The sequence below is a fragment of the Massilia violaceinigra genome, from assembly GCF_002752675.1.
Taxonomy (GTDB): domain Bacteria; phylum Pseudomonadota; class Gammaproteobacteria; order Burkholderiales; family Burkholderiaceae_D; genus Telluria_A; species Telluria_A violaceinigra.
In genome coordinates this window covers 7099375-7111692 of record NZ_CP024608.1, presented here as the reverse complement: position 1 = coordinate 7111692, position 12318 = coordinate 7099375, and the positions used below count along the sequence as shown (strand labels likewise).

Annotated in this window: 12 protein-coding genes; 2 read left to right on the top strand and 10 right to left on the bottom strand. The window is 66.2% G+C overall.

Going from position 1 to position 12318, the window contains the following annotated elements; genetic code table 11:
- Nucleotides 1-2 precede the first annotated feature (2 nt).
- A complete protein-coding gene (locus CR152_RS30760; RefSeq protein WP_099881369.1) occupies nucleotides 3-395 on the bottom strand; it encodes a VOC family protein in 393 nt (130 codons plus the stop codon).
- Here CR152_RS30760 and CR152_RS30755 point away from each other — a divergent pair.
- The gene (locus CR152_RS30755) at nucleotides 384-1178 is read left to right on the top strand and encodes a DUF805 domain-containing protein (RefSeq protein WP_099881367.1); all 795 of its coding nucleotides are present in this window, start codon (nucleotides 384-386) and stop codon (nucleotides 1176-1178) included. The two genes, CR152_RS30760 and CR152_RS30755, sit on opposite strands and share 12 nt — an antisense overlap.
- A gap of 32 nt (nucleotides 1179-1210) precedes the next feature.
- On the opposite strand, the gene CR152_RS30750 is transcribed toward CR152_RS30755, so the two are convergent.
- Genes CR152_RS30750 through CR152_RS30725 form a run of 6 tightly spaced genes read right to left on the bottom strand, consistent with a single transcriptional unit; the run spans nucleotide 1211 to nucleotide 8190 of the window.
- Entirely contained in the window at nucleotides 1211-2527 is a 1317-nt protein-coding gene (locus CR152_RS30750) for a DUF58 domain-containing protein (RefSeq protein WP_099881365.1), read from the bottom strand.
- Nucleotides 2520-3524: an AAA family ATPase gene (locus CR152_RS30745; RefSeq protein ID WP_099881363.1), complete on the bottom strand. Its 1005-nt coding sequence runs from the start codon at nucleotides 3522-3524 to the stop codon at nucleotides 2520-2522. Before CR152_RS30745 ends, CR152_RS30750 begins: the two co-directional genes overlap by 8 nt.
- A complete protein-coding gene (locus tag CR152_RS30740; RefSeq protein ID WP_099881361.1) occupies nucleotides 3514-4944 on the bottom strand; it encodes a DUF4350 domain-containing protein in 1431 nt (476 codons plus the stop codon). Before CR152_RS30740 ends, CR152_RS30745 begins: the two co-directional genes overlap by 11 nt.
- Nucleotides 4941-6566 (bottom strand): hypothetical protein, encoded by a 1626-nt coding sequence (locus CR152_RS30735; RefSeq protein ID WP_099881359.1) that lies wholly within the window; start codon nucleotides 6564-6566, stop codon nucleotides 4941-4943. Before CR152_RS30735 ends, CR152_RS30740 begins: the two co-directional genes overlap by 4 nt.
- An 8-nt stretch (nucleotides 6567-6574) precedes the next feature.
- On the bottom strand, nucleotides 6575-7522 hold the full coding sequence (locus CR152_RS30730; protein ID WP_099881357.1) for a stage II sporulation protein M: 948 nt from the start codon (nucleotides 7520-7522) through the stop codon (nucleotides 6575-6577).
- Nucleotides 7519-8190 (bottom strand): RDD family protein, encoded by a 672-nt coding sequence (locus tag CR152_RS30725; protein ID WP_157778853.1) that lies wholly within the window; start codon nucleotides 8188-8190, stop codon nucleotides 7519-7521. Before CR152_RS30725 ends, CR152_RS30730 begins: the two co-directional genes overlap by 4 nt.
- A gap of 274 nt (nucleotides 8191-8464) precedes the next feature.
- On the opposite strand from CR152_RS30725, the gene CR152_RS30720 reads away from it, so the two are divergent.
- Nucleotides 8465-9133, top strand: a complete 669-nt coding sequence (locus CR152_RS30720) for an energy transducer TonB (protein ID WP_157778852.1) — start codon at nucleotides 8465-8467, stop codon at nucleotides 9131-9133.
- A gap of 64 nt (nucleotides 9134-9197) precedes the next feature.
- Here CR152_RS30720 and CR152_RS30715 read toward each other — a convergent pair whose 3' ends face one another.
- The 3 genes from CR152_RS30715 to CR152_RS30705 all read right to left on the bottom strand — a co-directional run bounded on the left by CR152_RS30715 (nucleotide 9198) and on the right by CR152_RS30705 (nucleotide 12223).
- A complete protein-coding gene (locus CR152_RS30715; RefSeq protein ID WP_099881351.1) occupies nucleotides 9198-9953 on the bottom strand; it encodes a DUF4303 domain-containing protein in 756 nt (251 codons plus the stop codon).
- Nucleotides 9954-10143: 190 nt separating this feature from the next.
- Nucleotides 10144-10527, bottom strand: a complete 384-nt coding sequence (locus tag CR152_RS30710) for a DUF5071 domain-containing protein (RefSeq protein WP_157778851.1) — start codon at nucleotides 10525-10527, stop codon at nucleotides 10144-10146.
- A gap of 82 nt (nucleotides 10528-10609) precedes the next feature.
- Nucleotides 10610-12223 (bottom strand): RICIN domain-containing protein, encoded by a 1614-nt coding sequence (locus CR152_RS30705; protein WP_099881347.1) that lies wholly within the window; start codon nucleotides 12221-12223, stop codon nucleotides 10610-10612.
- Nucleotides 12224-12318: the final 95 nt, after the last annotated feature.

The following is a 12318-nucleotide window of genomic DNA, read 5'->3' as shown; positions in this document are numbered from 1 at the left end:
GCTTACTCGGTGCGGTGAATTGCGCAGAGCTTATTGCCGTCCGGATCGCGAACATAGGCCAGATACATGGGGCCCAGGCTGGTGTCGCGCTTACCAGGCGGATCTTCACAGGCATCGCCGCCATGGGCAACCGCCGTCTCGTAAAATTTTTGCACGTGCTCGGGCGAGCCGCATTTGAAGGCAATCGTGCCACCGTTCGCAAACGTCGCCTCTTCGCCATTGATTGGCTCGGTAATGCAGAAGATGCTTCCGTCGTGCCGGTAGAAGAGCCGGGTGTGGCCGGAATTTGCCTTGTTATGAAGCGGCTCGCCCACGCCGAGTGTTGCGAGTACAGCGTCATAGAATTGTTTTGACCGTTCAATATCGTTTGAGCCGATCATGACATGACTGAACATATTTTCTCCGTGTTGTGCCCTGAAGGTTTTCCGGGCCAGACGTTAATGATAATGCAAATAGACACACAAGAAATTTATCCCCCAATCCATTCACAGGAGTTCCAATTGAATCATCTGTATGCCGCACCCGCGGCCGATATGACGCCGCGTGCGGTCAGTGGCGAAACCTATGTGCCGCGCATGTTGACCATGAAGGGCCGTATCGGCCGCGTGCGTTATCTGGTTTATTCCATGGTCGTGTGGATCACGATCATGGTCTTGACGGCCGCCCTGATTGCCTTGCTGGTGACGGCGTTCAGTCCATTGATGAGTCTGCTTGGGCTGGTGATGCTGATCCCCGCGCTGGCCGCAACGTTCATCCTCACGCGCCGCCGTCTGCACGACATGGAGCTGTCCGGCTGGCTTGGGCTGCTGCAGATGGTTCCGCTTGTGAACTTCTTTTTTGGGCTGTGGATGTTTTTCGGGCGCGGCAGCGAGGGCGCGAACAAGTACGGCCTGCCGCCGGCGCCGAACACGCGGGCGCTGCTGATCGCCGCCTGGGTACTCCCGATCGCCTTTGCGGCGTCGATGCCGAGTATCCTGAAGCTGGAAGAAAAGTGGATCGATGCGATCATGGGCTTCGAGGCCGCCAAGGTCGACAAGACCTTCGACCCCTTTTCAGCTCGCAACGCGCCGGCCGACACCGGCGCTGATGACGCGTCGGCTGCATCCGGCGACGCCAGCGCCGATATCGAGGTCCCCGCCGAGGCGCCAGCCCCGGCAGCGCCGAAGCCGGCCAACTAAGCGGGCGCCACGGCCCAGCATCCACCCCAGGCTCAGAGCTGCCCGCTTTCCTTGATATCGAGGTAGCGGTTCACCAGGGCCGTGCTGAGCTGATCCGGCGTGATGTCGATCAGGCGCTCGGCGCGGATGCCGAGGCGCCGAATGGCCTCGCGCCGCTGCTGCAGGTAGTGCACCGTGGCGCTGTAGCGCAGGGCGCCGGGGAAGGTGTCGACTGCCTTGCTGCGCGCGCCGTCCATGACCTTTTCGCGCAGGCTGGCGCAGATCACCAGGTGCTTGCTCGACATCAGTTCGCACGCCGAGCGCAGCGCCGTGTCGTCCTCGTCGCGCAGGTTGGTGATGATGACGACAAAAGCGCGCTTGCTCAGGCGGTTGAGCAGATCGGTGGCCGCCTGCAGGTAGTCGGGCGCCATTTCGGACGGCTGCACGTCGTACACTGCGCCCAGCAGGCGATCGAGCCCGTTGCGGCCCTTGAGCGGCGCCACCCAGCGGGTCTCGCCGCCGAAGGTCATCAGGCCGACCGCGTCGCCCTGTTTCTGCGCCAGGAAGCCGAGCGTGAGCACGGCGTTGAGTGCGTGGTCGAAGTGGGTGGTGGTGTCGTCGCGCGCCAGCATGCGGCGCCCGGTATCGAGCAGGAACACGACCTGCTGGTCGCGCTCTTCCTGATACTCGCGGGTGATCGGCTTCTGGCGCCGCGCCGTCGCTTTCCAGTCGATCGAGCGCATGCTGTCGCCGTCGCGGTATTCGCGCAGCTGGCGGAAATCGGTGCCTTCGCCGCGGCGCCGCTTGCGGATGGCGCCGGCCGCCGGCGCGCGGCGGTCGGTCGCGCTCAGGGTGTGGCCGAGCAGCTTGGAGAAATCGGGGAAAACCTTGATGGTGCTCGGCGCGCCGATGCGGTGCACGCGCTGCCACAGGCGCAGCGGCGAGCGCACGCGCAGGTGGGCCGGCCCGAAACTGGCCGGGCCGCGCTGGTCGGCGCACAGGCTGTAGCTGACGGCGGCATACGCGCCCGGCGCGATTTGGCTGCTGTGGCTCAGGCCTTCCATGGCCCAGGTGGCGGGGTAGTCGTCGTACAGGTCGAGGGCGACATGACGAGCGCCCTCGTTGTGCAGCTTGAGCGTGACCTTGTTCCAGGTGCCGACCGGCCAGACGCCGGCCAGTTCGCGCTCGACCCGCAGCAGCGGGGCCTTGCGCGAGATCCAGGCGTCGACGCAGGCCACGGCCAGCGCGGCCAGGCCAGCCCCCTGCCACAGCGGCAGCAGCGCCTCGGCGTGGCTGGCCGCCAGGCCAAGCACGGTCCAGCCGCCGGCCACAAGCAGCAGGGTGCGCGACGGGGTCAGTACGTCAGCCACGCGGAGCGGCGACTTCTTCGATCAGGCCAAGCAGCAGTTCGTCGCTGCTCAGGCCATCGAGTTCGCTTTCGGGAGAGACCGCGATGCGGTGGCGCAGCACCGGCAGGGCGGCGGCCTTGATATCGTCCGGGGTCACGTAGTCGCGCCCCGAGGTCAGGGCCATGGCGCGCGCCATGCGCACCAGCGCGATGCAGCCGCGCGGACCGGCGCCGATCGCAATGCCGGGCCAGTCGCGCGTGGCGCGCACCAGCCGCACGGCGTAGGCGGCAACGGCGTCGTCGACCCGGATGCGGGCCACCAGCTGCTGCAGCGCGACGATGGTTTCGGGCTTGACCAGGGTGGCCACCTGGCTCACTTCCAGGCCGTCGCCGACGCGGTCGCGCGTGACCATGCGCAGCATCTGCTCTTCTTCGTCGACGGTCGGATAATCGATGCGCACCTTGATCAGGAAACGGTCCAGCTGCGCTTCGGGCAGCGGGTAGGTGCCTTCGTTTTCGAGCGGGTTTTGGGTGGCCAGCACCATGAACGGCGGCGGCAGCTGATGCGATTCGCCTTCGATCGTCACCTGGCGCTCCTGCATCACTTCGAGCAGCGAGGACTGGGTCTTGGCCGGGGCGCGGTTGATCTCGTCGGCCAGCAGCAGGTGCGCGAACACGGGCCCGCGGCGCACGCTGAAGGACTGGCTCTTCATGTCGTAGACGGCGTGGCCCATGACGTCGGCCGGCATCAGGTCGGGCGTGAACTGGATGCGCGAAAAGTCGCCGGCGAAGGTCTTGGCCAGGGCCTTGACCAGCAAGGTCTTGCCCAGGCCCGGCACGCCTTCGATCAGCACGTGGCCGCCCGCGAGGCAGCAGGCCAGGACCTGGTCGACGACGGCCTGCTGGCCGATCACGGCGCTGCGGATTTCCTCGCGCATGCGCTGGACAATGCCGATCGCCTGGTTCAGGCGGTCGGCCGTGATGGCAGGGGCGGCGCTGGTGGCGGTGCTATCGTTCATAGTGATTTCTCAGTTCTTGAAGAGTGCGGATCTGACGGGTGAATCGGGTGACATGGCTGGCGGCGTCCTGCTGCAGCGCTTCGCTGACATCGGCCTTGGGCAGCGAACAGTCGCGCGCCAGGGTGGCCCACAGCTGGGTTTCGGGCAAACGGAACAGGGCCGGGGCGCGGCGCCGGATCAGGGCCAGCGTATCTTCGCGCGCGGCCTCGAGCAGCACCTGGCGCCCGCCGTCGGCCTTCCACAGCCAGGCGCCGCTGGCGTCGATGTGTTCGAGCAGCGAACGCCGTTCGGCCTTCGGCGCGGGGATGATCGGGCCGAAACGGCGCACCGCGGCCCAGAACATCAGCGCCACGCCGCCCGCAAGGCTGATCAGGAACAGGCTGTAATTGCGCCACAGCGCCTTGTACCAGGGCAGCACGTTCAGGTTGCGCACGATGGTGACGTGCCGGCCGGGCGTGAGCTCGGTCAGCGCCAGCAGCAGCTGGGCGTGGTCGCGCTCGTCGAGCATGTAGTTGCTGAAGTAATCGTTGGTCACCAGGACGACCTGGCCCTTGCCCTCGCGATAGACGCGCACGGCGCCGCCATCGTCGTCGCTCCAGAGCGGGGCGACGGCGTTGGGCAGGCCGACCAGTTCCATCTTGCCGCCGTCGAGTTCGAGCGGATAGCTCTTGCCCGGCAGGATCAGGCGGCTGACGGTCTTGTCGCGCTCGCGCCGGGCCGCGGCGATCGCCTCCGGCTTGTCCTTGTCTTCCTCCGCCGGTTCGGTGCGGCATTCGCAGGCCTTGGCGTCGCGCCGCACGCGCGCGCCGAAGCGGTCGGTGAGCGGGTCTTTGTTGTCGCTGGCTACGGCGGTGAAATACGAACGGGCGGGCGGCTCGGGCGGAGTGTGGTCTTCCTCTTCGTCCTCTTCCTCGTCCTCATCATCCTTGGGCTTGTCTTCATCCTTGCCCTGCGCGCTGGCGGGAGCGGCGGCCGGCTTGGGCTCTTCGACTTCTTCTTCCTCGTCCTCGATCTCGTCGTCGTTCTCCTCGCTGGACGGATCCAGCGCGGCGAGCGCGGCTTTTTCGGCGGAGGTCAGCGAGCGCGGTTCGGCAATCAGGGTATTACCGCGCCGCACCCAGTCGAGCATTTCTTCCGCCTGGCCCGGCAGCGCCGTGCCCGACGCACCGCTGAGGATCATGGTGCCGCCGCCGACCTTGGGCACGATCAGTTCGCCGAGCGAGCCGACGCTGTTGACGACCCGGCCGTTCTGTTGCAACAGGCGTGTGGCAGCCAGCATGCGGTCTTTGCGCGCCGCCTCGGACATGGTGCGCCGCGATTCCCAGCGTAATTCCATCATGTCGTGCCACCACAAGGTTGCCGAGGCGCCCACGGCCACCAGGGCCAGCACGGACAGGAAGCTTTTGATGTTGTCGTTCATGCCGCCGTCTCCCGCAGTGCGCCGAACTGCGCATCCCATGCGGCGCAGCAGGCCAGCAGGGTGTCGTCGTCCGGCCAGCGCGCGGCGTAGGCGCCGCCCAGCCACAGGGAGGTGGCGCCGATGGCCACTTCCAGGCGCGCGGAAGAGAGCTGCTGGCGCTGCACGGCCTGGCGCGCCAGGCGCAGGCAGTCGCCCTCGGTATTACCCTGGCGCAGGGCCAGCGCATCTTCCGTGACCAGGCGCGACAGGGTGGCGCGGTACAGCAGGGCCAGGGCGGCGCGCTGTTCGCCGCGGGCCCACAGGGCGCGCACTTCAGTCGTCACGTCGGGCGGCAGCGATTCGGCGCGAATATTCAGGCCGCCGATTTCGGTCGCCACGCGCGCCTTGGCCGCGCGCTCGAAGGACGGGAAATGGTGGCGGTAGCGGTACAGCACCCAGGCCACGGCGCCGATGGCAAGCGCGATGAACAGCACCTTGAGGATGGAGGCGATCAGGTTCATGTCGAACGAGGAGCGTTTGCGCTCTTCCTTCTTGATTTCCTTCTTCTTGTCGCGCTCTTTCAGTTCCCAGCTTTCCACGCATTCGTAGCCGCGCAGGTCGGAGTGGGCATAGACCTGGTCGATCTGCTGGCGGATGCGCGCCTGCTCGGGTGCCTGCAGCGGACCGCGTTCGGGCAGGCGCATGTCCTTGGGCCGTTCGCATGGCGGGCGCACCGGCGTAGCTTGCGCCGGGACAGGCTTGCCGGATGCGGCAGGCGCGGCCGAAACCGGCGCGGGAACGCCGGCCAGCGCCAGCAGCATGCCGGCGCCGGCCAGCACCAGCAATGCCGATACGGGAGCGGCGCCGCGCGCGCGGACAGCCTGTGGGCGCTTGATCTGGCGCAGCTTGATTTCGAGGTCCCACGCTTCCATGCTGGCGCGGCGGTTCAGGTACAGGGTAAAACAGCATGCCGTGTAGACCGGCGCGATGAGCGCCGTGGACAAGGCGAAGGCGCCCAGGGTAAGCAGCTCGGTCAGCACATCGGGCGTGTCGCTGACCATGTTGGCAAACAGCATAAACGGATTGCCGATCTTGCCGTCCGCGGCAAAAATGCCGATGAAGCCGAGGGCGCCCAGCTGCAGCACGAATTCCAGGTGGGCGCAGACGACGCCGAACCAGACCGCCGAAGAGGCGGTCCCATTTTTGCCGAGCGCGCTGCGGCGTGCACTGGCGACCCCGCCGCGCGCACCTTCGAGCTGCCAGACCGGTTGCCACAGGCCGCGTCCGGCGCTGATCGGACGGCCCCAGGTAATCAGGCGAAACCAGCCACCGCCGAGCTGGCCCGGCCAGGCGCGTACCGCTTCCTGCCAGGTGACGGCGGTGCCGAACACCTGGCGCGAGAGCACGTACAGGGGCGCGCGTTCGAGCAGGGGCTTGAACCACCAGGCCAGGATCAGCCAGGCCCAGGACAGCTCGGGCAGCCAGAGGGTCAGCACGGCGCACACGGCGACCAGGGGCAGCCACAGCGCCAGGAACGCCATGTAGGCCGCGCCGGCGTGCGAGTGCAGCAGGCTGAACCCGAGGTCGAGCGCCTGGGCATTGGTGCGCGGGCGCAGTTCGATCTGCAGTTTGTCGATTTGCATGGCGGCCCTTATTGCTTGCCGCGGCCGGCGAACAGGAAAAATCCGATCACCAGCGCCCAGCCGGTGCCGCCGACAGCGTACTTGACCTGGATCGGGATCGCGCCCGAGCCGGACCAGAACGCTTCAAAGAAGGCCGCGAACATGGTCATCAGGCTGCCGCCGACGATCACCGGGAACATGGTCTGGCTGGCGCTGTAGAGCGCGTGCGCGCGCGTGAGCCGGCCCGGGTGGATCAGGGTCAGGCCGAGCCGGATGCCGGACATCGCGCACAGCAGCAGCCCGGTGATTTCGAGGCTGGAATGGGTGATCACGAACGACCAGAACTGGTGGACGGTGGTCGGGTCGCGGCTGAGCCAGGCGCCGATCACGCCCAGGTGCAGGCCGTTCAGGCCCAGGCTGATCAAGGCCGGGATGCCGCCGAAAATGCCGCCGGCAAAACTGCGGAAACCGATCGAGACGTTGTTCCAGATGTAGTGGCCGAACATCATCAGGTCGCCCTGGCTGCCGCCGCGTCCGACGCGGATGCGCGATGGCTGGTACATTTCGCGGAACTGGTCGAGCTGTTGCGCCGAGGCGAAGCTGTACGCCCACTGCGGCTGGTACCAGACCAGCAGGCCGACCACCAGGCCCACCCCGAAAAACGCCAGGCAGGTGATCAGCAGCAAACGCCATTCGGCGCGCACGCGGCAGGGAAAGTCGACCAGCATCCAGCGCATCAGGGTGGTGGGGCGCTCGACGACCGTGCCGTACAGGCGGCGGTGGCAGGCGCCGACCATTTTCTGCAGATGATCGGTCAGGGTCGGCGAATAGCCGCGCTGGCTGCACAGCGCCAGGCACTGGCACAGGCGCCGGTACAGGGCCGGCAGCGCGCGCTGGTCTTGCTGGCTGCCGTCGAGGATGGCGCCGATCTCGGTCCAGAGAGCGGCATTGTCGGCTTCAAATTGAACTTGCTTCATTTGGTCAGGCCCGCCACATAAGAGCGCATGCGCTCGACCGACTCGGTGCCGCGTACGCCGGTCAGCGGTTCGGCGATGCTGCCCAGTTCGGCCATGCGGTCGAGCGGCAGGCGCGATTCGCGCTCGAACAGATCGACCAGGGTACGCTGCTGGTCGGGGCTGAGGGGGAAGGGCAGCGGCAGCGGATGGGCCAACAAGGGCGTGGCGCGCGGCACGGCCTTTTCGTAATAGATGACCTGGGTGCCGGCGACGATATCGCCCAGGCGGCGAAAGCGCAGGTCGAACATCATGCACACCAGGCCGGTCGCGTACATGATCGGCAGGAAGTCGGCCACCAGCAGCAGGTTGCGCAGGGTCGATTCGCGCCAGCCGACCGGCAGGCCGTCGCTGCGCACCACTTCCAGGCCGACGGCACGCTTGCCCACCGTGCGGCCGTTAAAATACACTTCGCTGATGATCGGATAGCCCCAGTAGGTAACGAACAGCAGCAGCAGGAAAATGCCTTCGCCGAGTTTCCCGCTGGGCATGGCGAGGCGCAGCAGAAAGCACACGACCGCCCACAGCAAGAAATCGAGCAGCCAGGCGACCGCGCGCAGGTAGGGGCCGGCGGGCGTCAATTGCAGGCTCACGCCCTCGGGCGTGGTCAGGGACAGGCGGCCGTCTAGCAAGCGGGGGCCTCTTCGCGCTGCCGGAATGCCGCTGATTTTAGTACCGCCATGCGTTTTGCCGTGTTAAATTTACTGTAGGATGTATTTATTGTACCCAAGAAACGATGCATCGATGGCAAATATGTGAAAATTGCAGCGCTGTTTGTGGGCGGAGGACCACGTTGCAGGCCGGCTGCAGGCGCCGTCGAAGTCAGTATCGTCGTGGTATCGTTGTTTATGCTGGAAGTGTACCAAGGTCGCTTCCGCCCCGTCACAGCTTATCGGGTGGAATGATTTGAACAGAAAAGTAGTCATTGGCGTGTGCATCGCCGCTGCCGCCGCGTCGGTGGCGCAGGTGCCGGACAAGCCCGCGCCGTCTCCGGCTGCGGCCGTGCCGGCGTTTCCCAGCCATTTGCTGGCGGGAGCTGGCGCCTGCCCGGCGCCGGCCTGGCCGCGCGAAGCGCTGCTGTACGACCTGCAGGGCAGCACCACGCTGTCGTTTGCGATCGGGCCGGACGGCGCCGTGGTGCAGCCGCGCCTACTGCGCACGAGCGGCTGGAAAATGCTCGACGACGCCGCCCTGGCCGGGATCGCCGCCTGCCGCTTCAAGCCGGGCCTGGACGCGGCGCAGCGCGCCGGACCGTATCCCATGCAGTTCAACTGGAAGCTCGATGGCGAGGCCGGCGTCACGCCGGTTCTGCGCGCAGGCAGTTGCCTGGATTCGCCGCGCTTTGCGCGCTTCGCTCCGTTCGACGCGGCGCCGACCAGCGCCAGCGGGGTGCTGTTGCGCTTTATGGTGGGCGCGGGCGGCGTGCCATGGCGCATCGCCGCCGAGGCCGGCAGCCAGCCGGACGCGCTGGTGGCCGAAGCGATCGATTACGTGCAATCCTGCCGCTTCGACTACGATCCGTCCGTTCCGGGCGCGCGCAGCGCCAGCGTGACCGGCCGGGTGCTGGCGCGGTAGATATTTTTTCCTCTGTGATCGCTTGCTGGACGGCCTTATGCCGCGCTTCGGGGCTCAGGCGGCTTTAGCGCTTGTCCCAGGTGGCGCGCCAGGCCGCGTAACGCCGGAACGATGCCGGCGTGTTGAGTTCTTCGATGACGTCGTCGTCGCCGTCGCCATCGGTGACGTGGAACATCAGCGCCACGGCATCGCGCTGGGCGGCGCCGCCGAACAGGCCTTCGTCGGCCAGTTGCTGCAATGCCGCGCTGCAGGCGCCGAACACCCATGCGCGCAGTGCGTCGATGTCGACCTCGTTGGGAAGATCTCGGTGGTAGGGCAGGATCATGCGGTAGGCGATGTCGAGCCAGGCGCCTTCCTCGAAGAACGACCATTCCGACGGATTCCACAGGATATCGTCGCCGCCGCCGTCCTCGCTGAGCGCCTCCACGCTGTTGGCAAGCGGGACGATCGTCATGGCGCTGTCGTCGCTGATCAGGGCGAAGGCGTTGAGCGTCTGGTCCGGATGGGCCGCGCGCATGGCGTTGAAGGCGTTGCGGGCGCCGTCGCGGATCTCGCTGGCCAGCAGGGCGGCATCGAGCCGGTTCAGGTCGACATTGGCCTGGCGCGTGAGCGTGAAGCCGGCGGCCACGGCGTCGGCGCACAGGGCCGCGTAGCGCGCCTGGGCGGCGGCCGGGCTGGCCAGTTCGTCGAGTGTGTCGGTGCCCCAGGTTTCGGCCATGCCGGTGGCGCTCCAGACTGCCGTGCCGAGGTCGCGTACCTCGACAAACTGTCGTGGCTTGGTGCCGGCGTATTTGTGAAAAAGTGACCAGTTCGTCGTCATTGTTGCGTCTGTGCTTTATGTTGGGAAAATCGCATTCCCGCGCAGAGGAGCGTCTGTGTTTTGTTCGGTAAATACGGCTGCTGCACGGGCAATCTTATTGGTTCGGAAAGAAGTATGACGGGCGCGGCGGCTCCTGTCACGTGCAATCTGGGCTGCCGGCCGCACGCATGGCGCACCGGCGGTGCCGCCGCTACAGGAGCAGCAGGGCTTCGCGCGCTTCCACGTCGACTTCTTCGGCGCGGTCCGACGCGCTTGGGTCGGCGGCGAGCCGGTGCAGGTCGGCGGCCAGCGCCTGCAGCAGGGCAGGCGAGCGCACCACCACGCGGAAAATCAGGTGATGTTTCCAGATGCCGTCGTCGCCATCGAGAATCTGCCTGATGGCGGGCGCGAGCGGCGCGCCCAGGCTGACGAGCAAGGGCGCGAGCTCTTTCGCCACCGGCCAGTTGAGGTCTTGCATCCATACCAGCAGATCAGGCACGACCGGGGCGATGGCGGGCCAGCCGGCAGCGATGGCGGCCCGCACGGCGTCCAGGTCGTGTTTGTCGGCGGGGATGAATGACGAGCGCTGGTGCAATCGGGGTCCTTGGTCGATGCCGTTGCCGGCAACAGCGGCAACGGTATCACGAGCGCCCCGGCCACGCCAGCCGGACTGCGGATCAGCGTGCGCCGGTGCCGCTGGTCAGCGCGGCCGGCAGGTTGTCGACGTTGTCGAGCTTGTACGGGAACAGCACGGTGTCGCTGAACACCTTGGCGCCGGTATCCTTCTCCACATCGGTTTCCGACTTGCCGGTGTAGCGGTTCGAGGCGATGTTGGCATCGATCAGCCCGTTGCTGCCGTTCCAGTGCGGCCTGGCCGTGTTGGCAAAGAAGTTTCCTTCCACTTTTACTTGCGCAAGGTCATCGGCGGCGATGGCGAAGTAGGGCACGTCGAGCCAGTAGTTGTTGTACAGGTGAGTGCGGGATGCCGCGCCCATGAGCTTCGGATTGCGGCCCGAGGTCTTGTTCCAGAAGTTATGGTGCAAGGTCACCTGCGAGTTGCTGAACGCGTTGGTGTAGTGGTGCTGGTTGCCGCAGACAGCCTCGTTGGTGCCGTCAAAGCGGTTCCAGCTGAGGGTGATGTTCTTGCTGTCCTGGATGTCGACGTGGCCGTCGCTGATCTTGTTGAAGCGCACATGGTCGATCCATACGTGGCTCGACTTGGTGATGGTGATGCCGTCGCCCGCTTCGACCAGGCCGGGGTTGATGTTGTCGATGGCCAGGTTGCGGATGATGATGTTCTTGGCGTCGCGCACGATGAACGAGGCACCGATGATGCGCGCATCCTTGTTCAGGCCGACCAGGGTCTTGTTGGAACCGACCCAGATACTGCTTTCATCGCGCGGGCGCATGTAGCGCGTTTCGTTGGTCGAGCCGAGTTCCTTGCAGGTCTGCGTGCCGACCGGAACGCGGTAGGTGTACTTGCCCGGATCCTGGTAAGTGGGGCAGGCGACCGCGCAGGTGCTTTCCGAACGCACGGCGGTGCGGCAATCGATGGTGGTGCCGGCCGGAATCTGGATCACCGCGGCGGATTTCGACGTCAGGGCGCTGGACAGGGCGCTGCACGAGGTCACGGTAATGGGGGCGGTGTTGCCGCCACCGGTGGTGGTGCTCAAGCCGTCGGTGCCGCTCTGGGCCGCGAAGCCGTCCGGCGCCGGGCCGCCGCAGGAACCGTTGGTCGGGTTGAAGAACCAGCGCTGCTGGCCGCCGGCGGTGTCAGTCGCCTGGTAGACGCGCGAGCCGCTGTTGCTGTCGCCCACGGTGAGCGACTTGCCCGAGTGGCGCGCGACGACGTTGTAGCCGCCGCTGGTCGACTTTTTGAGCAGCCATTGCTGGTTGTGGGCGCCGGTGGCGTTCCATTGGATGATCCTGGCGCCATCGTTGGCGGACAGGTTCAGCACGTCGAGCAGCAGGCCGCTGTGCTTGGCTTGCATGGTCCAGTAACCGTTACCGGCGTCGCGCAGATAGAATTGCTGGTTGGCGCTGTTTCCGGAACCCCACTGCTGGACTTCGGCCGCGCCCTGGGTCGAGCCGGCGACGACGTCGAGCACTTTACCGGACGCGGCGTTGACGACGTTATACAAACCGCCGTTGTACACGGGGGCGCTGCAATTGGCGGCGCTGGCGCTCGTTGCCATCAGGGCCAATGGAAGGGCAAGCGAGGCGGCCAGGGCGGCCATGCGCCGTGCGGGAAACAGACGGATCGACGCGTCGAAAACGGGGAATTCGGTCATGGCTGGTGTAGCTCCGGATGGTTGGCAAGCAGGCCACGACATGGGCACACTTGTGTTATTGAAATGAAAAGAAATGGATGCTATCAGCTAAAATG

Coding starts and splice junctions, on each gene's coding strand:
- CR152_RS30735 (WP_099881359.1), bottom strand. CDS start 6,566: ATGCAAATCGACAAACTGCAGATCGAACTGCGCCCGCGCACCAATGCC.
- CR152_RS30730 (WP_099881357.1), bottom strand. CDS start 7,522: ATGAAGCAAGTTCAATTTGAAGCCGACAATGCCGCTCTCTGGACCGAG.
- CR152_RS30760 (WP_099881369.1), bottom strand. CDS start 395: ATGTTCAGTCATGTCATGATCGGCTCAAACGATATTGAACGGTCAAAA.
- CR152_RS30745 (WP_099881363.1), bottom strand. CDS start 3,524: ATGAACGATAGCACCGCCACCAGCGCCGCCCCTGCCATCACGGCCGAC.
- CR152_RS30755 (WP_099881367.1), top strand. CDS start 384: ATGACTGAACATATTTTCTCCGTGTTGTGCCCTGAAGGTTTTCCGGGC.
- CR152_RS30740 (WP_099881361.1), bottom strand. CDS start 4,944: ATGAACGACAACATCAAAAGCTTCCTGTCCGTGCTGGCCCTGGTGGCC.
- CR152_RS30705 (WP_099881347.1), bottom strand. CDS start 12,223: ATGACCGAATTCCCCGTTTTCGACGCGTCGATCCGTCTGTTTCCCGCA.
- CR152_RS30715 (WP_099881351.1), bottom strand. CDS start 9,953: ATGACGACGAACTGGTCACTTTTTCACAAATACGCCGGCACCAAGCCA.